Here is a 20705-nt window from a genome sequence, read left to right as displayed (position 1 = left end):
CAAACCTATACTGAGCCCAACGACATCAAACAACGAGGACAAGATTATGTCAGGCAAAGACGAGCTTACACTCTGCAAAGAAGGTATCAGCACTTGGCAAAACGCGTTTAACCAACAGGATGCGGCTGGCTGTGCACAGCAGTATCGTGAGGATGCCGTGATGGAAGCACGACCTTTCGGTGTGTTTAAAGGCCGCAAAGCCATCCAGGAATTTTGGCAGGGCATTATTGATCAAGGCTATGCGGATGTGGACTATACCGATGTAAAGTGGGAAGCCTCCGAACAAGGCGGTTACCTTCTGAGTTCAAGCTGGACGATGAATAAAGCGTATGGTGTGGTTCATTCAGAGCATTGGGTGATCGACAACGATGGCAAAGCCCGCCTGGAAAATGATGTGTTTGAAATTCAGGGCGAGCGCTGATCGTTTCAACTCATCGCCATCGATTTATAAGCCTCAACTCATGGTACAAGTTAGCGGGGTGAAGTTTGCGCACCTCACTCCGCTAAAAACCCTGGCCAGCTCCCTTGGGTGGCGCGCTCAGAACGGTTTCCTGAGGCCGTTCTCAAAGCAAGCCCAAATGCTCTGCATGAAAGGTCAAATGATCTTCGATAAAACTGGCGATAAAGTAATAGCTGTGATCATAACCGGCATGTCGGCGAATATTGATCGGCAAACCATTATTGTTCACCACCGATTCCAACACATCAATTTTCAACTGCTCAACCAGAAACTCATCATCCTGCCCTTGATCCACCAAGGCAGGCAGACAATCCCGCTGGTCACATAACAACTGTACGGCGTCGTATTGAGTCCATTGACCACGATCTTTGCCCAGATAGGCCGAAAGTGCCTTGCGCCCCCAAGGGCAATCACCAGGGTGTGCAATAGGACTGAATGCTGAAACCGATCGGTATTGAGAAGAATGACGCAGAGCACTCACCAGGGCTCCATGCCCCCCCATTGAATGACCGGCAATGGATTTTTGATTCGTAACCGGAAAGGTGGATTCAATAATGGCCGGCAACTCCGTATTCACGTAGTCAAACATGCGATAGTTCTGATCCCAGGGCGCTTCGCTGGCATTCACGTAGAAACCCGCACCCTGCCCAAGATCATAGGCCTCATCATCGGGAACTTCATCACCTCGCGGGCTGGTATCGGGCGCAACAATGGCCAGCCCAAGTTTTGCAGCAATGCGCAGAGCGCCGGCTTTTTGCATAAAGTTTTCATCGGTACAGGTCAAACCTGACAGCCAATAAAGCACTGGAACTTTATGTTCACTGGACGCCTGAGGTGGCAAGTAAATCGCAAAACGCATTGGGCAATTCAATACCGATGAACTGTGTAGATATTGCTTGTGCCAGCCACCAAAGCTTTTATTTGCACTTAAATTTTCAATCGTCATGATAAATTATCCCGAGTGAAGCTTTTGCTTGCGCCATTAAAAATGAATAACCGAGCGAATACTTTCACCTTTGTGCAGCAAATCAAAAGCCTCATTAATATCAGACAAACCCATGGTATGAGTAATAAAGTCATTCAGTTGAAACTCACCCTGAAGGTAACGTTCAACATAATCCGGCAATTCAGAGCGTCCTTTCACACCACCAAATGCTGAGCCTCGCCATACGCGCCCGGTGACCAATTGGAAAGGCCGAGTGGAAATTTCCTGACCCGCGCCAGCAACACCAATGATGACGGACTCACCCCAGCCTTTGTGACAACATTCGAGCGCCGAACGCATCACATTGACATTGCCAATACACTCAAACGAATAATCAACACCACCGTCGGTTAGCTCGACAATGACATCCTGAATGGGTTTATCGAAATTCTGTGGGTTAATGCAGTCAGTGGCGCCGAGTTTTTTCGCCAACTCAAATTTTTTCTCATTGATGTCAATCGCAATAATGCGCGAGGCCTTGGCCATGGTTGCACCGATGATGGCCGACAAACCAATGCCGCCCAAACCGAAAATTGCAACGGTATCACCCTCCTCAACCTTGGCCGTATTCATTACCGCGCCCATACCGGTGGTGACACCGCAACCCAACAGGCAGACCTCTTCCAAAGGTGCCTCAGGGTTCACTTTCGCCAGCGCGATTTCAGGCAATACCGTGTATTCAGAGAAGGTGGAACAACCCATGTAGTGGTAAATGGGCTCGCCATCTTTATAGAAGCGAGTCGTGCCATCGGGCATTAACCCTTTGCCCTGGGTTTCGCGAATTTGCTGACAAAGATTGGTTTTTCCCGATAAGCAAAATTTACATTCGCCGCACTCAGGAGTGTACAAAGGGATCACATGATCACCCACTTTCACGCTGCTCACCCCTTCCCCGACCTGGGTCACCACTCCGCCACCTTCATGCCCCAAAATACAGGGAAAGATGCCTTCCGGGTCTTCCCCGGACAAGGTGAATGCATCGGTATGACACACACCGGATGCCTGGATCTTGATCAAGACTTCACCCGCCTTGGGCAACATCACATCCACTTCTTCAACAGACAGTGGCTGACCAGGCCCCCAGGCAATAGCGGCTTTGGATTTTATAAACTGCTCTGACATAAGCACCTCAATTCACTTCTCAATATTGGCTAAATTCGTTTACGGCGACCGGGCCAACATGGCTTCAGCCCTTTTGAGGCGTCATTATAATCATTGCCAAAATAATGATAATTGGATATTTTGGTAAAACATTATTACTGATAGGTAACAATAGTGAAGTGGGAAGGCATCACCGAATTTGTACAGGTCGCTGAAACCGAGAGCTTTACCCAGGCCTCTCAAAAGCTGGGCATTTCTACAGCTCAGGTAAGCAGGCAAGTCAGCGCATTGGAAAAGCGTCTGAACGTCAAACTGCTGTACCGCACAACTCGGAAGGTTTCTCTTACCCAGGAAGGTAATACCTTCTACCAGCATTGCCGAGCGCTGCTGGATGGATTGGACGCGGCCGAAAATGCCGTCAGCCAGCTGCGGGAACTGCCTCGCGGGAAAATAAAGTTAACAGCTCCCGCCACCTATGGTGAACGCATTCTGGCCCCCGTGCTGAATAATTTTCTGATTCAGTACCCGGATATTGAAATCAATGCCTATTTCACCAATCGTCAGATCGATCTGGTGGAAGAAGGCTATGACATCGCCATTCGGCTTGGAAAGCTGGAAGACTCAGCCTTGATCGCAAAGCGTCTGGGCGATCGCAGTAACTATCTATGTGCATCACCGTCATATCTCGAACGCCACGGCACGCCACACAGCCTGTCTGAACTTAAGCAACATAATTGCTTGCTAGGCACACTGGATTACTGGCGCTTCAAGCAAAAAGACAGTGATAAAAATATCCGCCTGAAAGGCCGACTGAGATACAACAGCGGTGAGGCTCTGCTGGATGCGGCATTGAAAGGCATTGGCATTGTGCAACTGCCCGACTATTACGTTCAGATGCATTTGGCCAGCGGCAAACTGCGCGCCCTGCTGGAACAGTATCAGGATCGCAGCGAAGGGGTTTGGGGCGTTTATCCCCCAAACCGTTATCTATCGCCCCGAATCAGAATGCTGATCGATTACCTGGCCGAACACCTTGCCAGGCAGAAAAGCCAGTAATCGGTTTACTTTTTAGAAGCCGACGCCTTCGCCAATTCTTCGTCCAGCAACTTAACCAACTGATCACGGTTTAATTGATGGACCTGATCGGCATTCAGCTCCAGCATTTTACTGAGCTGGCGGCGCAAGGTAATTTCAGATTGAGCCGGCGTAGCCGTCACCATATAACGAGGCTTCGGCGAGTCACTCTGCATCATATGTAAAGCAGCCTCAGCGACATCAATTGGATCAGGGCCTTTTTCGGTTTGATCCAGTCTGGCCAACAACCCTTCCCGAGTTTTGCTGTATCGAGTCTTTTCACTCCAATAATTTTGTTCCAACAGACGTTTTTTCGCCGCATTACCGATATTGGTGCCGTAATTACCTGGCTCGATGACATGCACACTGACATTGTAACGGGCCATCTCCTGGGCCAGTGCATCGGTATAAGCTTCAATGGCGTGCTTACTCATACTGTAAGCGCCCATAAATGCCGGTGACAAAATGCCGGCAATGGAGCCGGTGGTTGCGATTCGCCCTTCGCTTTCCATAATTAAAGGAGCAAAAGCCTGTGTTACCCGAAAAGGCCCGTAGACATTCACATCCATCTGGTATTCCAGCTGCTCAACGGGCAATTCAATCATTGGGCCAAAAATCGACACGCCGGCATTATTAATCAAACCATAAAGACCTCGGCCTTGCGCCTTGATAAAGATCGCAGCCGCATCGATTTCCTGTTGATTGCGGACGTCAAATTGAACAGCCGTTACATTATCCAAGGCGTCCAGCGCGCTCATTTCCTCTTTATGCAAAACTCCTGCGTAAACATAGAAGCCTTTTTTCGACAGCAACTGGGTCATGCGCAAGCCGATACCCGAACTGGCTCCCGTGACCAATACGGCTTTAGGTGCCGCCTTGGCCTGCTCTGCGGCCGCTTCAGAAAATGCCGAGACAGGCATCATTACCATTAACACAAACAGCTTGAGGTACTTCATAAAATGATCTCGTCCGATTGGATATGAATTCAACATGGGGCGCGATAAGCGCCATTAAAATCGTCAAAGCGGCGTTCACCGTAAGCCAGCGAGGACGGTATTCACAGGGTTAAAAGTGATAACTAGTTTCAGAAAACGGAAGAATGCTGGAAACCGCTGAGCAGTTCAAAAAAGCGAGGCCGGAGATTGGCCTGAACCTTGCTAAACACTATAAAAACTGTGGAAATGGAGGGCAAAGTGTCAATAAACAGTACAAACCTGAATTCGACTCAGGGCCACAATACATCGACACCATCTGCGGCAAGCGACGCGGGACAATCAACGCCCACATCAACACCAACAGCAGAACAGCCGGCCAATAACACGGCCAATAAGGCTTCCACTACTCAAATTTCGAGTCGGGCACTCCATCTTCAAAAACTGGCGGAGGAGTTCTACCCGGGCGGCCCATCACAAATCAAGATCACACCCGAATTTGTGCAACGCCTGAAAGATTACGGCTTGATTTCGAATAACCAGTACAACAATATGCCCCAGCACCTCAGAGAAAGCTCCGGTACAGAAGGGCCTGAAGGGGAAAACGACACGGTATCCAGCCTCACTCAAAAAGCTGAAACGCTGATCGACAAGCTTCAGAACGATCCATCAAAAACAGACCTGATGGCCAGCGTCAAAGAAGCTTATGAGCATATAAAATCAATAGATGCCGACAAGTTAACGGCCCCAGACAATGAACTGAAATCCAGTGCCCTCAAACTCTCACAGCAGTTTAAAGATCAAACGCACAGCCTTGAACCCCAGGACGCCAGAACCATTAAAAATATGATTGTGAGCCTAAGCCTTGCCAATACCCTTTCCCTGGGAAAGAACGGCAGCACATCAACATACCAGAGTTTTAACGCTTACCGCTGACATTGATACACGCTCTCCAACACAATGAATGATTTAAGCCCGTCGAAAACATCAGAATTGAAACTGCTTCACCAGATCCTTCACTTCATTTGAGGTTGCCCCCATCTTTTGGATCGATTTCGAAGTGCTCTGGGCAAGCTGCTCGCATTCCATGGCCGCTTTGGAAATGGTGCCGACGTTATTGTTGATCTCTTGGGTGGCAGCGAACTGCTGTTCTGTTACGACAGAAATTTGACCGGATAAAGTATCCACCTCTTTGATGGAGGAATAAATTTTCTCCAGAGAACTGCCAGCCACATCAACAATGTCCACCAAATCATGGAGTTTGCTTTGATTGGTTCCCATTTTTTTGACGGACAGATCCGAATTTTTTTGCAGACCTTCAATCACGGACGCGACTTCTGCGGTTGACTCCTGGGTTTGCTGGGCCAACATTCTCACCTCATCCGCAACCACGGCAAAACCTCGTCCTTTGTCACCGGCACGGGCTGCCTCAATAGCTGCATTCAAGGCCAGAAGATTGGTTTGCTCGGCAATGCCGTTAATCACTTCCAATACTTTGTTAATCTGCAGAGCAGATTTACTGACATCATCGACAGTTTCTTTCATCTCGTCGAGGTTGAGTTTCAAACTATTGGCTTCTTTGACCACCCTGGATACAGACTCCAGGCCGTCTTCAGCATCTCCACGGGCGATCGAAATATTTTTTGCCACCTGAGAAACATTTTCCGCAACGTTTTTCGAGCTGTGCGACATCTCTTCGACAGAGGCAGAAACCTGAACGCTTTCATTTTGTTGGTAAGAAATCGCTTTTAAGGTCGCGTCGAGATCTCCCTGTATCACGTCACCTTGCTCATTCAAGGCCATGACCGAGTGATCCAGCTTCGAGATCATCTTGGCTTGGGTGTCAACAAAACTGTTAAAAGCCGCCGCCAGATCACCCACCTCATCTTGTCGGTCCGCACTGAGGCGCGCGGTCAAATCACCACCGCCACTCGCCACCTCATTGAACTTATCAACAATATGACTCAGGGGCTTGCTGACCATCGTATTGATCAGCCCGTACACCACGGCACACATGATCAGGAGAAGCACAATTGCGGTAAAAATGGACTGACGGGTACTGCTTAAAACCGGCGCGAGAATTTCCCGGGATTCTACCGTGGTTACCAACCCCCAGCTTCCGGTTTCAATCGTTGTATAGATCACAAAGATCTCCTGCCCACTGACAGGATCAAGCCCTTTTGATACTCGACTTTTACTCCCGTTTGCCGGCTGGGCAAACAAGGTATTTAGCTTGGGGTACGCACTCAACGGTTTCATGGACAAATCATTTGGGCGATCCGTCGACGTGATGATTTTCCCGAGACGGCTGATTAAATAATTCTTGCTACTGTTAAAAGGCTTAAACTCTTCGATAAGGGTTAACAGGCTATCCAAGCGCCGATCAACGCCAGCAATGCCCTTAAACTCACCGTCGATAATAATGGGAAAGACCTGCTCAACCAGTGGCACGCCCTCATACACATAGGGTTCGGTAATCAAGCCCTGCGTGTCTTTGTTTTTATTCGCTTCCCATATTTCCCTGACACCTTGATAGTAGAGGCTGGTTTCCATATCCGCGAGAGGTGATAGCTCAATGCCTTGCGCTGAACGGGAAAAATACGGCAGAAAACGGCCTTCCACACAGCAATTTTCATCGATCGACGAAGAGAGGCCTGAATCAACAGCTGCAATATTGAGTTGTGAATCGGGCTCATAACCAAAATAGGCGCCTTGGTATTCCGGATGTGTCAGTAAAACCTGCCGGGCAAATTTCAGAGATTTATCATAATCGCCAAATAAACCCGACACCTGAGAGGCCGCCATGGTTTCGGCGGTAGATACGGCACCGTAGTTTTTGCCATCAATGGAGGCACCCAAAGCCTCCAGCTCAACGGTCAATTCCCGTACCGAGCCCTGCTCGACATCACTGCGATAAGAGGCCAGCACAAACGCCAAAATAATCGCCAGGATAAGGCAAGCCGGCAGTATGCTGATAAATATAGCTTTCGATCGAATTTTCATATTGTGCAAAACCTGAATGCTAAACAACGGTCTATCTTTGCTATTGAATTCGGAAGGCGAATCTTCTGGGGCCAAGTAATCTGTCGGAATATTCAAGAAGCGGCTTGAGACATCCCTGTCACTGTTGATACTCGATCCTTTCCCTCCCCCTGAATCGTTGTTGTATTTGGGAGAGCCATTTGCAGGAAAGCCCGCCTAGTCGAACCTTCATAAGCCCTTATCGCCCATAAGGGCTTAGACTTTAGGCTCCTGATCGTTTATTCATTCAAAACTCTGACGTATAGTTCTTGTTCTTGAATTCACTGGCCTCTCTACTTTAGCGCAATGGAATTACCGGATACCCACAGCAGCCCGGTCCTGGCAATCGGCGCCCCGGACCTGATGGCGTTCTACCGCCGTCAGCAGACTGGCGAAGAAGCCCTTTTCGGCGTGCATCACTACGATGATTCGGAATTCAGGCAATGCATTCAAGGGCAATATTGGCTGCACGCCTATCACGACATTGGGCTGATCGGCATTCGCGACTTCAGCATCACTAAAGACTTTATCAGCCACAGCCAGCTCGACAACATGCTGAGTCTGGAGTATGTACTCAGCGGCGGCAGCGATATGGAACTCAACCAGAAAGCGTTGCTGGGCGATGGAGTGCCTCGTTCCTATCTCGCCAGTTATGACATCGGAGGCCGGCAGACACGACGCCATAAATCAGGTGAAACGATAAAAGGCCTGGGGCTTTGGTTGAATTCAGAAAAGCTGATTGAACGCTTTCAACCAAAATTTGAAAACTTTCCCACACCGGTGCAGGAACTCTTGCAGCTCAAAGATGAAAGAGTTTTTAGCCTTAACCTGAGTCGCTCGATTAAAGAGGTTTTGGAAGAAATCCTGGCCATGCCTTACGAGCACCATATGGCAGGCATTTATCTTGAAGCCAAAGTAACCGAATTGCTGTTCCATACCTTCAACGATTTTTACCGTTTACATCAAGGCCTGGACAACAGTATTCAGATAAGTCATCACAAGGCTAAAGCACTGGCTTTCATTCTACAAAACATCAACAACAATTTGGCGACTCAACCCGATATCGACCGACTTGCCAGAGAGACGGGCCTGAGCCGCAGTAACCTATTGAGCACCTTCAAATCCAGTGTCGGAATGAATTTTTCTGACTATCTACTGCAACAGAGAATGGAATCAGCCCGCTGCCTGATCACAGCGGGGAAGAGCAATATTCTCGAGACCGCCCTTGCCGTAGGATACAAGGATCAATCAGCATTCGGGCGAGCCTACAAACGCTACTTTGGGCACTCACCTAGGGACGATCGCCCCTGAGTTCTCGCCACCACAACGACACTCCACAGACGACCGCAAAACCATTAAGACTCAACGCACACAACAAAATATGCCCAGTGCCTTCGCTAGCACCGCCGTGCCTTAACCAGTAAACGATATGATTAACAAAGCCACCATAGGCCAATACAGAAAGGCCGATGGGAAATACAAACTTGAAAATACCGGGGAAGCCCTCCTTTAAGCCAAGCACGGTCATAAATAGAGAAATGAACAGCGTTCCTCTCACAGGATCACTGCTTGCCAGGAACGCCTCCCCGTTCTGGATCTTAAAATAAGCAGAGAGGTTGTAAACGAGGGCAAGCAGATACCAAAGGCTAAGCCCGGCCACCCGCCTATCCTTTAACAATGAGCTGCTCCAGACTCTCAGGCGCGCTTGTCATTTTACGAAAACCATCTTTGGTGATCAGCACCGTATCTGAAAAACGAAAGCCTCCGACACCTGGAATATAAATGCCCGGCTCGATACTGAATACCATATTGGCCTTGATCTCTTTTTCATAACCTTCTGCCAGGAAAGGACCTTCATGATCAGTGACGCCAAAGCTGTGGCCTGTTCGGTGCAACAGATTGTCACCATAGCCCAGCGCCCTTAAACGCTGATTCACTTGATGATCAATATCCGCCATGCATTGACCCGGCTTGAGCAGATCATAAGCCAGTCTTCTGGCCTCCAACATCGCCTCAAAGGGTTTTTGGGCGGCCTCGGGAATCCGGTCAATGAAAAAAGTGCGCTCCAGTTCAGCACCGTAGCCATTCGCCAACCCTTGAACTATGGTGACGTTTGGGCCACCTTCGTTCAGACTGGCAAACACCTCTCGAAAATTATGAGGATCACCTGACATAGCCCCAACTTGCGTCACCGCATTGAACTTACTGTTAATGAGATTCGCGGCGGGGTTTTCCAACAGCAGTTTTTGCATTAATTGCGATGAGACCTCCTTGTGAATCAACAGCGGAAGCTGGCCTGGATAGGCCATATCCAACAAAGTTTGATGCCCAAGCGTTAACAGATCACAGCAATATTGAATGCGCTGGATTTCAAACTCCGATTTGATCGCTCTCAACTCCTCAACCATATCGCTTTGTATCGCTGTGCCCGCTAACGCCCGATATACCGACAACGGACACTGACTCTCAACCCCAATCCGGTGATGTTCCTGAACATGATCCGCCAAACGGTCGTACCAGTTATTACCTATAGTGGCTGGAAATTCGAGATACTCGGCATACTCCAGGTCGATCACCACCCGGGATTTCACATGTTCCAACTCTAACTTGGGCGCGATAAAAATGGGCTGCCCCGCTGAAGGAATCAATAGTAAAAAAGGCCTTTCATGCACAAAGTTGGCGAAATTGGATAAGTAAAAAATATTGGCGGGCTCATGGCATAAGTAGAAGTCCAATTCCTGCCTCAGCAGTTGTTGTTGAAGCTTGGTAATGCGAGCCTGAACCTCTTTGTTGTCCGGGTGTTGGCTGTGCGCAGCTGGGCTCATGGTCATATTCTCCGTGGAAGTTTCCTCCATGGTAGCCGAGCGAATCGCTTGGCACTCTGCCGCAGAATCGACTTTTTGTGCCGCAAAACCGAAATCGCCAATCTCGAGCTTCTATCGCTTTTGTCGCGCCAATCCCCGGATTTGACCCTCCAGTTATCTGGCACCTGAATCCCACTACTTTGTAAATCCAGCACTTTACAAATCCAATACATTAGATAATACTAATTTAGATAAACATTGAATTGGTAATACTATGAAACACCGCCTGATGCAGTGGTCTTTCGATCACCCCAAACGCGTATTCTGGGTAACCGGATTGTTATGCCTGTTGGCGCTGGCCATGTTTCCGAGAATTTCGGTCGATACCGACCCTGAAAACATGCTGCCCCATGAGCACCCCACCCGATTGCTCCATGAGGAAATCAAACAACGCTTTGGTCTGTCCGATATGGTCGTGCTGGGGATCGTGAATGAACAGCATCCACAAGGGGTGTTCAACGCTCGCAGCCTTTGGAAACTGGCCCATGTCAGTGAGGCCGCACTGGCTATGGAGGGCGTTATTGACGATGATTTAATGAGCCTCTCCCAAAGCGACAACATCACCCAGGGTGAAAATGGCGAGATCGCATTTAACTGGATGATGCGCAAGCCCCCAAAAAACGATGAGGCTGCCAAACAAATTGCAGAATGGGTAAAACGCCTCCCCCTGCTAAATAACACACTGGTATCTGAAGATGGCAAGGCGGCGGCCCTTTACATTCCCATTGTCTCCAAGGATCAAAGTTACCGGATTTATCAGGAACTTCTGACCGTCATAAAACAACTGCCCGAGGGTGATGAACAATTTCACATCACCGGCCTGCCTGTTGCCGAAGATACGTTTGGTGTGGAAATGTTCAAGCAAATGGCCATCTCTGCGCCAGCCGCCGGCTTGCTAATTTTCGCCCTGATGCTGTTTTTCTTCCGTTCACTCGCATTGGTAACGGCGCCGATGATTGTGGCGATGGCCACGGTCATTATCACCATGGGCAGCATGATCGGCCTGGGCTTTCCAGTGCACATCATGTCATCAATGATTCCGATTTTTTTGATGCCCATCGCTGTTGTGGATTCTGTCCACATCCTCTCGGAGTTTAATGATCATTACCGGCCGGGCATGGATAAAAAAGCGTTGGCTCGCAAGGTGGTGGAAAACCTGTTTCAGCCCATGCTGTTTACCTCGATCACCTCTATGGTTGGATTCGCTTCACTCAACACCGCTGACATTCCACCGGTGAAGGTCTTCGGCAGCTTTGTTGCACTCGGCATTGGTATTGCGTTTTTACTCAGCATCACGCTGGTGCCCGCTTATATGTCGAGCTTGTCTGATAAAACGCTGGCCGCGATGGCCCGACGAGTTCATAGCGATGAAAAACCCAATAGCGTTCTGGCTCGTCTATTACGGCTGTTACCAGGCTTCAGCCAGAATTTCCGTTACCTGATTATTCTAATGGCCATCGCAAGCCTGATGTTTTCAGCCGCCGGCATCAGTCGCATCAATATTAACGACAATCCCATGAACTGGTTTGAAAGCCAACACCCTATTCGTAAAGCCGACCGGGTTCTGAATCAGCATTTTGCAGGCACCTATGAAGCTTATTTGAGTTTCAGCGCAGCACCACGCCATGAAGAGACATCCGCCCTGAACGCGGTTTTGCTCAGGGCTCCGGAACACATCCAGAGCCGGTTCAAAACTTTGCAGGCACGTAACGATGATCTCGCCAGCGCCTTAATCGACCAACAAATGACTGCCGACGACCAGGATCTGCCCTGGTGGGACGAGCTATCGCTGGTAATTGATCAAGCAGGCGATACCCAACGCCTGTTTCTACAGGCCGAGTACCTGACTTACCTTGAAAAAGTACAGGCCGCGTTAATGGAAACTGGCAATGTGGGTAAAACCAATGGATTGGTTGATCTTCTGAAAACGGTTAATCGGGAACTGCATTCCGGTAGCGCAGAGCATTATCAACTTCCGCAAAACCGTCAGGCAACGGCTCAAGCGATTCTGACGTTCCAGGGCTCTCACCGTCCGGGAGACATTTGGCATTTTGTAACGCCCGACTATCGATCTTCGGTGATTTGGTTGCAACTGAAATCCGGCGACAATCAAGATATGAACGCCGTATTGGAGGCCATGGGCACATGGTTTGAAAATAACCCTCCACCGCAAGGGCTGGAAGTGAACTGGAGTGGGCTGACCTATATCAATGTCGCCTGGCAGGATGCAATGGTCAGTGGCATGTTGGAAAGCCTGTTGTCATCTTTTGTGATTGTAGCCCTGATGATGATGTTGCTATTTCGTTCCATCAACTGGGGCCTGATCGCCATGCTGCCACTCAGCATCACCATCAGTTTGATTTACGGCCTGATCGGTTTCAGCGGCAAAAACTACGATATGCCCGTCGCTGTGCTATCGGCCCTGACTCTGGGCATGAGCATCGATTTTGCCATTCACTTTATTGAGCGCTGCCGAGCACTGATGAAAGAACACGGAAATTGGCCAGATACCTTAACGGCCATGTTTGAGGAGCCCGGTCGCGCCATCAGCCGCAATGCCATTGTGATCGCTTTTGGCTTTACACCGTTGCTATTGGCACCACTCGTTCCTTACCAAACCGTAGGTCTCTTTCTGGCATCCATTATGGCGATTTCCTGTATCAGCAGCTTACTGCTGCTACCCAGTGTTATTTCGGTAATGAACAAATCTCTGTTTGCTTCGAGCAACCCGAAAGGCAAGCAGCACAGCGGAGAGTTTTCCCATGATTAACTGGATCAATCGTTTCTTTGGCACTCTGTTGCTATTCAGTGTGCCATTCACGTTTTCAGAAAGCTCGGGCACCAGCGATGCTATGGACATCATTCAACGTTCAAACCTCGCCACGGTTTATGCCGGTGACGATGGTCGCGCCCAGGCACGCATGTTGATTGTCGACAAACAGGGGCGAAAGCAAATGCGTCAGTTTTCAATTTTGCGCCGCAATGTGGAAAAAGGAGGAGACCAGCAATTTCTTTTGGTGTTCTCTCGACCCAGTGATGTCGCACGCACCAGCTTTCTCGTCAATAAACACCCTGGCAGGGACGACGATCGCTGGCTATATCTCCCCGGCCTGGATTTACTAAAACGAATTGCAGCAGGGGACAAACGCACGAGCTTTGTGGGCTCAACGTTTTTCTATGAGGATATTTCTGGGCGGGACATTCATGCGGACAGCTATGAAATCATTCAACAGAACGAGGCCCAATGGACACTCAAGGCCACGCCCAAGGACACCAGCGGTGTTGAGTTTGCTTACTATCATATCAGCATCGACAAGAAGACTTTGCTGCCGATTCAAGCCGAGTATTATGACCCAAGCGGAGAACAATATCGTAGGCTATCTGTGCGTAAAACCACAGTTGTTCAAGGCCTGCCCACCATTGTTGAAATGAAAGCCGAGAATTTGCGTGATGGCAGCTTCAGCATAAATCAAATGCGAAATATCGAATACAGTCTGGGAATACCCGAAGCGATTTTCAGCGAACGCTCCCTTCGCATGCCGCCCAGAAAATGGTTACAAAATCAGTGAGTTTTCTATCGCCTTTCAGCTATGTATTCGCGATCGGAGTCTGTCTGGCCTTCTGTCTAGTGGGCAACCCTGTGCAAGCACAACTGCCCGAAACGTCCAGCGAAGAAAACCAACTGTGGGAAGACAGCTGGCAAGACACCGATTGGAGCGGCGAGAAAACCACTGTTGAATGGCGAGGTTTCAGCGAATTCGCTTTGGGTGCATTCAGCAAGCCAAGCCCCAGTCCGAATGGCAACAGCCTGACCGAGTGGCGCAATCAAGTGTCAGCATCTACCTACTGGGGTGAACAATATCTCAGTGCAAAGTTGGAGTTGCTTTACGACGATGTTGATGACAATCCCCTGCAACTGAATTGGCGAGAACTATACATCGATACGGCTATTAACGAGTCTTTTAATTTACGATTGGGCAAACAGATACTGACTTGGGGAACCGGTGACTTTGTGTTTCTCAATGATTTCTTTCCTAAAAACTGGCAGGCTATGTTTTCCGGGCGCGAGGATGAATACCTCAAGTCACCTTCCACCAGCGCCAAGTTCAGCTACTATAGCAATGCCTTTAACGCTGACATTGTTTGGACACCGACATTTCATTCTGACATTTATATCAGCGGCGAGCGCTTTGCTTATGCCCATCCGGAATTTTCTGAACCCGTTAGTTCACCCCGCGTAATTGCCGATGAACCTGGCCGCCAGCTAAGCAATGGGCAATTGGCGCTGCGCCTGACCAAAAATCATAAGAGCATTGAGTACGCTGCTTATTTTTATCGTGGCTTATACACACAACCGAGTAGTTTTAATCCCGATAATGGACTTCAATACTTTTCAGCACTCAACACTTATGGCGCCAGTATTCGTGCCCCAGTGGCAGGCGGCATTGCCAATACTGAAATTGCCTACTGGCAATCGCGAGACGATCAATCTGGCACAAACCCTTGGGTCCCCAATAGCCAATTGAAAATATTGGTGGGATTTGAACGGGAATTAATGCCCGACTTTACCGCCGCCATGCAGTGGTTCAGCGAGCTCACTTTGGACTATGCCGCTGCCAAGGCAAGCCAAGCCGATAATATGCCAATAGCGAACCGCTGGCATCATAATCTGACTCTGCGATTGAACTATCTCAGCATGCAGCAGAAATTAAGCTGGTCTCTGTTTGCCTTCTACTCACCCGACGAAAATGATTTTTATCTCAAGCCCAAAATCAGCTATCGCCATAACGACCAATGGAGTTTCACGCTGGGCGCCAATGAGTTTGGCGGCGGCAATCTGCAACAACAGTGGGGACAATTCAAACCTTCCAGCAGTGTGTATTTTCGAGTTCGCTTCAGCTACTAACAGGAGAACATCATGACCGTAAATCGCAGCCTGCACATTATCGCAGGCACGTTTATTATGCTAAGTGTTGCACTTGGCTACACCATTAATCCCTGGTTTTTCGCTTTTACGTTTTTTGTCGGTGCTAATTTATTTCAGTCGGGTTTCACAAACTGGTGCTTGATGGCTGATATCTTGAGGAAGTTTGGACTCAAAGACACTCCATAACTTGTCTATCTGAGACAGATTCATCACTTTTAACCCAAACTGAGCAATGCAAACCCCACCAGGCCGGCAAGTTTACAGACTTGCCGCTCAAAGAGCCTGACACACAATCACCAATCAATTGATCAAGCAATAAAACAGGTCGCATACAGAAGCAATACCGTCACTTGAGCCCTAATGCCAAAAACTCCATGAGAAAATTCTGGCAAAACAGTCTAAAATTAGTTGATATAGCAGTAAATAAGTCTTTCGGACAGCATAACGTGTTAAATTGGACTAAGGAAAGATGCCAGATTCAAAGTCGCGATCAATACCCTTAAAATCCGGATCTGAGAAAAATAATACCAATTTCGAATTTCAAATTGATCTATGGGCGTTACTGTCATCGCCAGACAAGCTGCCGGAGTCTCAGCAAAAAGTTATTTTGCTTGTTTCAGTTGCTGCCTTTCTTGTGATCATTCCCAGCACGATGTATCACTACAATCAAGGGCAAATTCTACTGACTGTCCTGGATGCGATTTTTTTATTGGTGGTAGGTTACTCTCTGTATCAGTACTTTCGTAAAACTCCTCTGCCTTTACCTCCAGCAATATTCACCGTAACGCTCTCCGCCATTTTATTAAGCAATATTTATGTTCAAGGTGTGCCATCCAGTTATTGGCTATTTCCTATGATCATGGGTCATGCAATCGTCGTGAAGAAATCCATCTCACTTCCGTACAACCTTATCATGATCACTATCGGTGGCTTTTTACTCTATAACAACACCGGGATTTTTGGTATTGCATTTGAATTTGTCGGAGCAGCGCTTGTACTTATGGGAATCTCCTATGGAATCCTGGCGATTCTCCTCAACCTTCAACACCGCCTTTCCATACAATCTAAATCCGATTCACTGACTGGGCTTAAAAACCGGCGCTACATGTCTGAACAAATTACACAGGCAATGACGGATTTTTTAGATAATCCGGAATCTGCCTATGGCGTTGTCATGTTGGATGTCGATTTATTTAAAGCTATTAACGATGAGTATGGGCACGCACAAGGTGACAATGTATTAATTGGCATCGCCTCAGTACTCAATAGAGCCGAAGAACTCGGAAACATAAAAGCCATGCGTATCGGCGGAGAAGAATTCTTACTCCTTGCCAAGGGTTTTCAGCCCAGTCCACTGAAGCGGCTGGCTGAAACCGTAAGAGTAGATGTAGAGAAATTAAATCTTTTACCTGATAATTCGGTCACGATTAGTGCAGGGGTAGCCATGCTGGAGCTAGGCTTTGATGAAAGCAAATGGCTAAAGCTTGCAGACACATGTTTATATGAAGCCAAGCGGGGTGGGCGTAACCAAGTCGTCTCATCCAACGAGATCGATGAAGCACTGCTCGCATCTGCGCTCAACGAGAACAGCTATCACCGCTGTAAGAGTCGCGCATAGAGGGATAATCCAGAGACACTTCATCAGCCCTCTTCTCTTAGATCAGGCGCATTGCAGCTAAAAAGCATCGAAGATGATTCTATTTAAATTTTTGCGCGAGAAATAAGCCATCGGGTAGCAAGCTTTATCTTCACACATGGCGCGTCCCTGCCCCAATTACATTCAGCTTTATAAGCTTACCCGATACCCCTTACAAACTTCTGCTCGAAAGGTATAAACTTTTATTGAAATCGGCAGGAGACTAAACGTCCGCCAGATTACCCTTCTCCTCCAACCAGACCTTACGGTCACCCGCCCGCTTTTTGGCCAACAACATGTCCATTACCTGATTGGTATCGTCGCCTGGATCGAGAACCAATTGCACCAGGCGGCGAGTATCGACCGCCATAGTGGTTTCGCGCAGTTGCATCGGATTCATTTCACCCAGACCTTTAAAACGCTGAACCCCCACTTTGCCTTTTTTCTTTTCGGCTTTAATGCGCTCAAGAATACCGGCTTTCTCTGCTTCATCGAGGGCATAGTAAACGTCTTTGCCCACATCGATTCGGTACAAGGGAGGCATAGCAACATAAACATGCCCCGCCGCAACCATTGGACGGAAGTGACGCAGGAACAGCGCACACAACAGCGTAGCAATGTGCAAACCGTCGGAATCGGCATCCGCAAGAATGCAGACTTTGTGGTAACGCAGCTTGGAAAGATCATCACTGCCTGGATCAATGCCCAGGGCAACAGAAATATCATGCACTTCCTGGGACGCCAGAATTTCAGAACTGTCGACTTCCCAGGTATTCAAAATTTTACCGCGCAGCGGCATGATGGCCTGAAACTCTCGATCACGGGCCTGCTTGGCAGAACCACCCGCCGAGTCACCTTCCACGAGAAACAATTCGCCACGCTCAGGCTCACCACTGGAACAGTCCGCCAGTTTGCCGGGCAACGCCGGGCCTTGAGTCACTTTTTTACGGGCGACTTTTTTCGAGGAGCGAACACGTTTTTGCGCATTGCTGATGCAAAATTCCGCGAGCTTGTCGCCCTCTTCAGTGTGCTGGTTCAGCCATAAACCAAACGCGTCTTTTGCCACTCCGGAAACAAAGGCGGCCGCTTCGCGGGAAGACAAACGTTCTTTGGTTTGACCGGAAAACTGCGGGTCAGCCATTTTTGCGCTCAATACAAAACAGCAGTTATTCCAGATGTCGTCCGGCGCCAGTTTCACACCACGCGGCAGAAGATTGCGAAACTCACAGTATTCGCGTACGGCATCCAACAGGCCTGAGCGTAAACCATTCACATGGGTACCGCCCTGGGCCGTTGGAATCAGGTTCACATAACTTTCCTGGGTAATTTCGCCGCCTTCGGGCAACCACTGCACGGCCCAGTCGACGGCATCGGTATCACCACTGAAACTGCCCACGAAGGGATCAGAGGGCAGCACTTCCCAACCTTGGGTTGCAGCTTTTAAATAATCACGCAGGCCATCTTCATAATGCCATTCGTCTTTTTCACCGGTTTGCTCATTTTTAAAAACAACTTTTAATCCGGGGCACAGAACCGCTTTCGCACGCAGAACATGCCGCATACGGGAGATGGAAAATTTATTGGAGTCGAAATACTGCGGGTCGGGCAAGAATTTAACGGCGGTACCGGTATTACGCTTACCACAGCTGTCGATTACGGCGAGATCGCTGTGCTTGTCACCGTCGCGAAATTCCATTTGGTGCACTTCGCCGCCACGGCGAATGGTGACCAGCAATTGTTTGGAGAGTGCGTTAACAACACTCACCCCCACACCATGCAAACCACCTGAAAACTGGTAGTTATCGTTACTGAATTTACCACCGGCGTGCAGCGTAGACAGAATCACTTCCACACCGGGAGCGCCCTGCTCCGGGTGGATATCGACAGGCATGCCTCGACCGTCATCGGTCACGGTCATGGAATGATCTTTGTGCAACACCACTTCAATTTGGCTGGCGTGACCCGCCAGTGCTTCATCCACCGAGTTATCAATAATCTCTTGTGCCAGATGGTTTGGGCGAGTGGTTTCGGTGTACATCCCCGGACGTTTTTTTACGGGGTCGAGGCCGGTTAATACTTCAATATCTTCGGCATTATAATTTGCCATAAATACAGGATCCTTATTGCTTCTGTATTATCGTCGAGGCGCTAGGCCTTCGGGTAGTGCTGGGCAAGGAATTCTATGCCCGGCTCGATAAATCGTTCAAAACCCTGAAAGGCATGATCGCCACCGTCTTCAATGGTCAGCCGGGCGTCCTGATACAGGGCTTCGGCTTGTCGGTAGTCCAGGGTTTCATCTTCAGTTTGCAGCAACACCCAGTAGTTTTCAGGGCGCGTAATGTGCTCGGACAGCAGCGCTTTCAATTGCTCGATATGCTCCGCTGCGAGCGTGTAGCGGTCCTCGGTATGGTAGTTCTTCAATGGCTTGCCAATGTATTCAGGCATCAGCATGGAAGGTCGTACCGCCGGGTTGATCAACAGCGCTGGCAGGTCGTAGCGTTCCGCCAGATAGGTGCTCCAAAAGCCCCCCATGGAACTGCCCATCAAATACAAATCCTGCCCTCTGGACTGAACATCCGCCACCAAAGCATCCAGTTCAGCCTGGACTTGATCAGGATAAACCGTGAGAAACGGACAGTGATACTCGATATCGGGGCGGTGCTGCTGCAACCAGTCTTTTACCTGAAGGGCCTTAAAGGAATTGGGAGAGCTGAGAAATCCGTGGATGTAGAGCAGAGCGGGCATTCTTGTATCCTAAAGCACAGCCGCCTTGTGCCGCTGTTCCAAGGCTAGGATATTAATAGCCATTGGAGCTGTAGTCTATGGGGTAATTTCGCTCGCTGATGCGCTCAACCCGGGTACCAAACTGCCCTTCTCCCGCCAGCTCGAACCAGCGATAGCCCGGCATCTTGCGATCAAGGGCAAAATCCACCGAATTGGGCTTGAATTGGATACAGGTCGATGGACTGGCCATATATTGCACACCATCGATAACACTCTCAAAAACCTGGTGAATGTGTCCCCACAACACCACTTCAACATTGCCGGCTTCAGCCACCAATGCCTTAAAACGATCGGCTGAGGCCACCTGATACTGATCGATCCAGTCACAGCCAACCGCCATCGGCTGATGATGCATGCAAACGATAATGTGCTTGTCTCGATTATCCGCTAATGCCTGCTGCAAAAAATCCAGCTCGGCATCGCACAGATTACCGTGTTCGCAATTCGGAATGGTTGAGTCCAATAACACAATTAACCAGTCACCCAATTCGACCGATCTGGGCAAAGCCGATTCAGGAAATGCCGAGGCCATTAATGAAGGAGTATCGTGATTGCCTGGCACACACACGTAGGGCACATTCGGAAAGGCTTTTTCAACATGATAACTGAAGCGCTCGTAAGCTTCGGCAGAAGCGTGACCGGCAATGTCGCCAGTCACCAAAATCAGATCGGGGGTTTCTTCACGGACAAGGGCGTGCTCCAGCACATCAACAAAGCTGGCCTCAACATTTAAGCCCAGCAATGTTTCTCCGGACTTAGCACCTAAGTGGCAATCTGTTATATGCAGAATTCGTGTGGGACGTTCCGCATTAATGGGTAGAATCACCGCATTACCTTTATTTTACACCCAAGCATCAGGCGTGTTCTTTGGAGCAAATTTAGCACCAACGACTGAACCCTAACTTAATAATTCCCGGCAAC

General features: G+C 49.0%; 18 protein-coding genes. 9 read left to right on the top strand and 9 right to left on the bottom strand.

What is annotated here, in order from left to right:
* Nucleotides 1-46 precede the first annotated feature (46 nt).
* Nucleotides 47-421 carry a nuclear transport factor 2 family protein gene (locus G8768_RS04960; protein WP_166850415.1) on the top strand — a complete coding sequence of 125 codons (375 nt, stop codon included), beginning with the start codon at nt 47-49 and terminating at the stop codon, nt 419-421.
* Nucleotides 422-563: 142 nt separating this feature from the next.
* On the opposite strand, the gene fghA is transcribed toward G8768_RS04960, so the two are convergent.
* Both fghA and G8768_RS04950 read right to left on the bottom strand, forming a co-directional pair.
* Entirely contained in the window at nt 564-1406 is an 843-nt protein-coding gene (gene fghA, locus G8768_RS04955; RefSeq protein ID WP_166850418.1) for an S-formylglutathione hydrolase, read from the bottom strand.
* 36 nt (nt 1407-1442) lie between these two features.
* The gene (locus G8768_RS04950; protein WP_166850421.1) at nt 1443-2567 is read right to left on the bottom strand and encodes an S-(hydroxymethyl)glutathione dehydrogenase/class III alcohol dehydrogenase; all 1125 of its coding nucleotides are present in this window, start codon (nt 2565-2567) and stop codon (nt 1443-1445) included.
* 153 nt (nt 2568-2720) lie between these two features.
* Between G8768_RS04950 and G8768_RS04945 the strand changes: the two genes are divergently transcribed.
* Nucleotides 2721-3602 (top strand): LysR substrate-binding domain-containing protein, encoded by an 882-nt coding sequence (locus G8768_RS04945; RefSeq protein WP_166850424.1) that lies wholly within the window; start codon nt 2721-2723, stop codon nt 3600-3602.
* Between the two features lie 5 nt (nt 3603-3607).
* On the opposite strand, the gene G8768_RS04940 is transcribed toward G8768_RS04945, so the two are convergent.
* Entirely contained in the window at nt 3608-4576 is a 969-nt protein-coding gene (locus tag G8768_RS04940; RefSeq protein WP_166850427.1) for an SDR family oxidoreductase, read from the bottom strand.
* A 237-nt stretch (nt 4577-4813) separates the two neighbouring features.
* Between G8768_RS04940 and G8768_RS04935 the strand changes: the two genes are divergently transcribed.
* The gene (locus G8768_RS04935) at nt 4814-5488 is read left to right on the top strand and encodes a hypothetical protein (protein ID WP_166850430.1); all 675 of its coding nucleotides are present in this window, start codon (nt 4814-4816) and stop codon (nt 5486-5488) included.
* A 51-nt stretch (nt 5489-5539) separates the two neighbouring features.
* Here the strand turns inward: G8768_RS04935 and G8768_RS04930 are convergent, their stop codons facing one another.
* Nucleotides 5540-7555, bottom strand: coding sequence for a methyl-accepting chemotaxis protein (locus tag G8768_RS04930; RefSeq protein ID WP_166850433.1), 2016 nt, complete (start codon nt 7553-7555; stop codon nt 5540-5542).
* Between the two features lie 324 nt (nt 7556-7879).
* Between G8768_RS04930 and G8768_RS04925 the strand changes: the two genes are divergently transcribed.
* Nucleotides 7880-8884, top strand: coding sequence for a helix-turn-helix transcriptional regulator (locus tag G8768_RS04925; RefSeq protein WP_166850436.1), 1005 nt, complete (start codon nt 7880-7882; stop codon nt 8882-8884).
* On the opposite strand, the gene G8768_RS04920 is transcribed toward G8768_RS04925, so the two are convergent.
* Together G8768_RS04920 and G8768_RS04915 are read right to left on the bottom strand one after the other, a co-directional pair.
* Complete coding sequence (locus G8768_RS04920; protein ID WP_166850439.1) at nt 8865-9233, bottom strand: hypothetical protein; 369 nt, start codon at nt 9231-9233, stop codon at nt 8865-8867. The two genes, G8768_RS04925 and G8768_RS04920, sit on opposite strands and share 20 nt — an antisense overlap.
* 4 nt (nt 9234-9237) lie before the next feature.
* Entirely contained in the window at nt 9238-10398 is a 1161-nt protein-coding gene (locus G8768_RS04915) for a M24 family metallopeptidase (RefSeq protein ID WP_166850442.1), read from the bottom strand.
* A 253-nt stretch (nt 10399-10651) separates the two neighbouring features.
* Between G8768_RS04915 and G8768_RS04910 the strand changes: the two genes are divergently transcribed.
* From G8768_RS04910 to G8768_RS04890, 5 genes are all read left to right on the top strand, one after another.
* Nucleotides 10652-13207: an efflux RND transporter permease subunit gene (locus G8768_RS04910; protein WP_166850445.1), complete on the top strand. Its 2556-nt coding sequence runs from the start codon at nt 10652-10654 to the stop codon at nt 13205-13207.
* Nucleotides 13200-14006 (top strand): outer membrane lipoprotein-sorting protein, encoded by an 807-nt coding sequence (locus G8768_RS04905; protein ID WP_166850449.1) that lies wholly within the window; start codon nt 13200-13202, stop codon nt 14004-14006. The genes G8768_RS04910 and G8768_RS04905 overlap by 8 nt, the downstream gene beginning before the upstream one ends.
* Before the next feature lie 71 nt (nt 14007-14077).
* Entirely contained in the window at nt 14078-15343 is a 1266-nt protein-coding gene (locus tag G8768_RS04900) for a DUF1302 family protein (protein ID WP_166850452.1), read from the top strand.
* Between the two features lie 12 nt (nt 15344-15355).
* Entirely contained in the window at nt 15356-15550 is a 195-nt protein-coding gene (locus G8768_RS04895; protein ID WP_166850455.1) for a YgaP family membrane protein, read from the top strand.
* A 283-nt stretch (nt 15551-15833) separates the two neighbouring features.
* Nucleotides 15834-16982 carry a GGDEF domain-containing protein gene (locus tag G8768_RS04890; protein WP_166850459.1) on the top strand — a complete coding sequence of 383 codons (1149 nt, stop codon included), beginning with the start codon at nt 15834-15836 and terminating at the stop codon, nt 16980-16982.
* 241 nt (nt 16983-17223) lie between these two features.
* Here G8768_RS04890 and parE read toward each other — a convergent pair whose 3' ends face one another.
* Genes parE through cpdA form a run of 3 tightly spaced genes read right to left on the bottom strand, consistent with a single transcriptional unit; the run spans nt 17224 to nt 20610 of the window.
* Nucleotides 17224-19107 carry a DNA topoisomerase IV subunit B gene (gene parE / locus G8768_RS04885; protein ID WP_166850463.1) on the bottom strand — a complete coding sequence of 628 codons (1884 nt, stop codon included), beginning with the start codon at nt 19105-19107 and terminating at the stop codon, nt 17224-17226.
* A 41-nt stretch (nt 19108-19148) separates the two neighbouring features.
* Nucleotides 19149-19745 (bottom strand): YqiA/YcfP family alpha/beta fold hydrolase, encoded by a 597-nt coding sequence (locus G8768_RS04880; protein WP_166850466.1) that lies wholly within the window; start codon nt 19743-19745, stop codon nt 19149-19151.
* A 52-nt stretch (nt 19746-19797) separates the two neighbouring features.
* A complete protein-coding gene (gene cpdA, locus G8768_RS04875) occupies nt 19798-20610 on the bottom strand; it encodes a 3',5'-cyclic-AMP phosphodiesterase (protein WP_341800971.1) in 813 nt (270 codons plus the stop codon).
* Between the last annotated feature and the right edge of the window lie 95 nt (nt 20611-20705).

The sequence above is a fragment of the Pseudoteredinibacter isoporae genome (assembly GCF_011602085.1).
Lineage (GTDB): Bacteria > Pseudomonadota > Gammaproteobacteria > Pseudomonadales > Cellvibrionaceae > Pseudoteredinibacter > Pseudoteredinibacter isoporae.
The sequence above is the reverse complement of the archived record's forward strand: the minus strand, read 5'-3'. Positions and strand labels throughout refer to the sequence as shown.

Coding starts and splice junctions, on each gene's coding strand:
- G8768_RS04960 (WP_166850415.1), top strand. CDS start 47: ATGTCAGGCAAAGACGAGCTTACACTCTGCAAAGAAGGTATCAGCACT.
- fghA (WP_166850418.1), bottom strand. CDS start 1,406: ATGACGATTGAAAATTTAAGTGCAAATAAAAGCTTTGGTGGCTGGCAC.
- G8768_RS04950 (WP_166850421.1), bottom strand. CDS start 2,567: ATGTCAGAGCAGTTTATAAAATCCAAAGCCGCTATTGCCTGGGGGCCT.
- G8768_RS04940 (WP_166850427.1), bottom strand. CDS start 4,576: ATGAAGTACCTCAAGCTGTTTGTGTTAATGGTAATGATGCCTGTCTCG.
- G8768_RS04930 (WP_166850433.1), bottom strand. CDS start 7,555: ATGAAAATTCGATCGAAAGCTATATTTATCAGCATACTGCCGGCTTGC.
- G8768_RS04925 (WP_166850436.1), top strand. CDS start 7,880: ATGGAATTACCGGATACCCACAGCAGCCCGGTCCTGGCAATCGGCGCC.
- G8768_RS04915 (WP_166850442.1), bottom strand. CDS start 10,398: ATGAGCCCAGCTGCGCACAGCCAACACCCGGACAACAAAGAGGTTCAG.
- G8768_RS04910 (WP_166850445.1), top strand. CDS start 10,652: ATGAAACACCGCCTGATGCAGTGGTCTTTCGATCACCCCAAACGCGTA.
- G8768_RS04905 (WP_166850449.1), top strand. CDS start 13,200: ATGATTAACTGGATCAATCGTTTCTTTGGCACTCTGTTGCTATTCAGT.
- G8768_RS04895 (WP_166850455.1), top strand. CDS start 15,356: ATGACCGTAAATCGCAGCCTGCACATTATCGCAGGCACGTTTATTATG.
- G8768_RS04890 (WP_166850459.1), top strand. CDS start 15,834: ATGCCAGATTCAAAGTCGCGATCAATACCCTTAAAATCCGGATCTGAG.
- parE (WP_166850463.1), bottom strand. CDS start 19,107: ATGGCAAATTATAATGCCGAAGATATTGAAGTATTAACCGGCCTCGAC.
- G8768_RS04880 (WP_166850466.1), bottom strand. CDS start 19,745: ATGCCCGCTCTGCTCTACATCCACGGATTTCTCAGCTCTCCCAATTCC.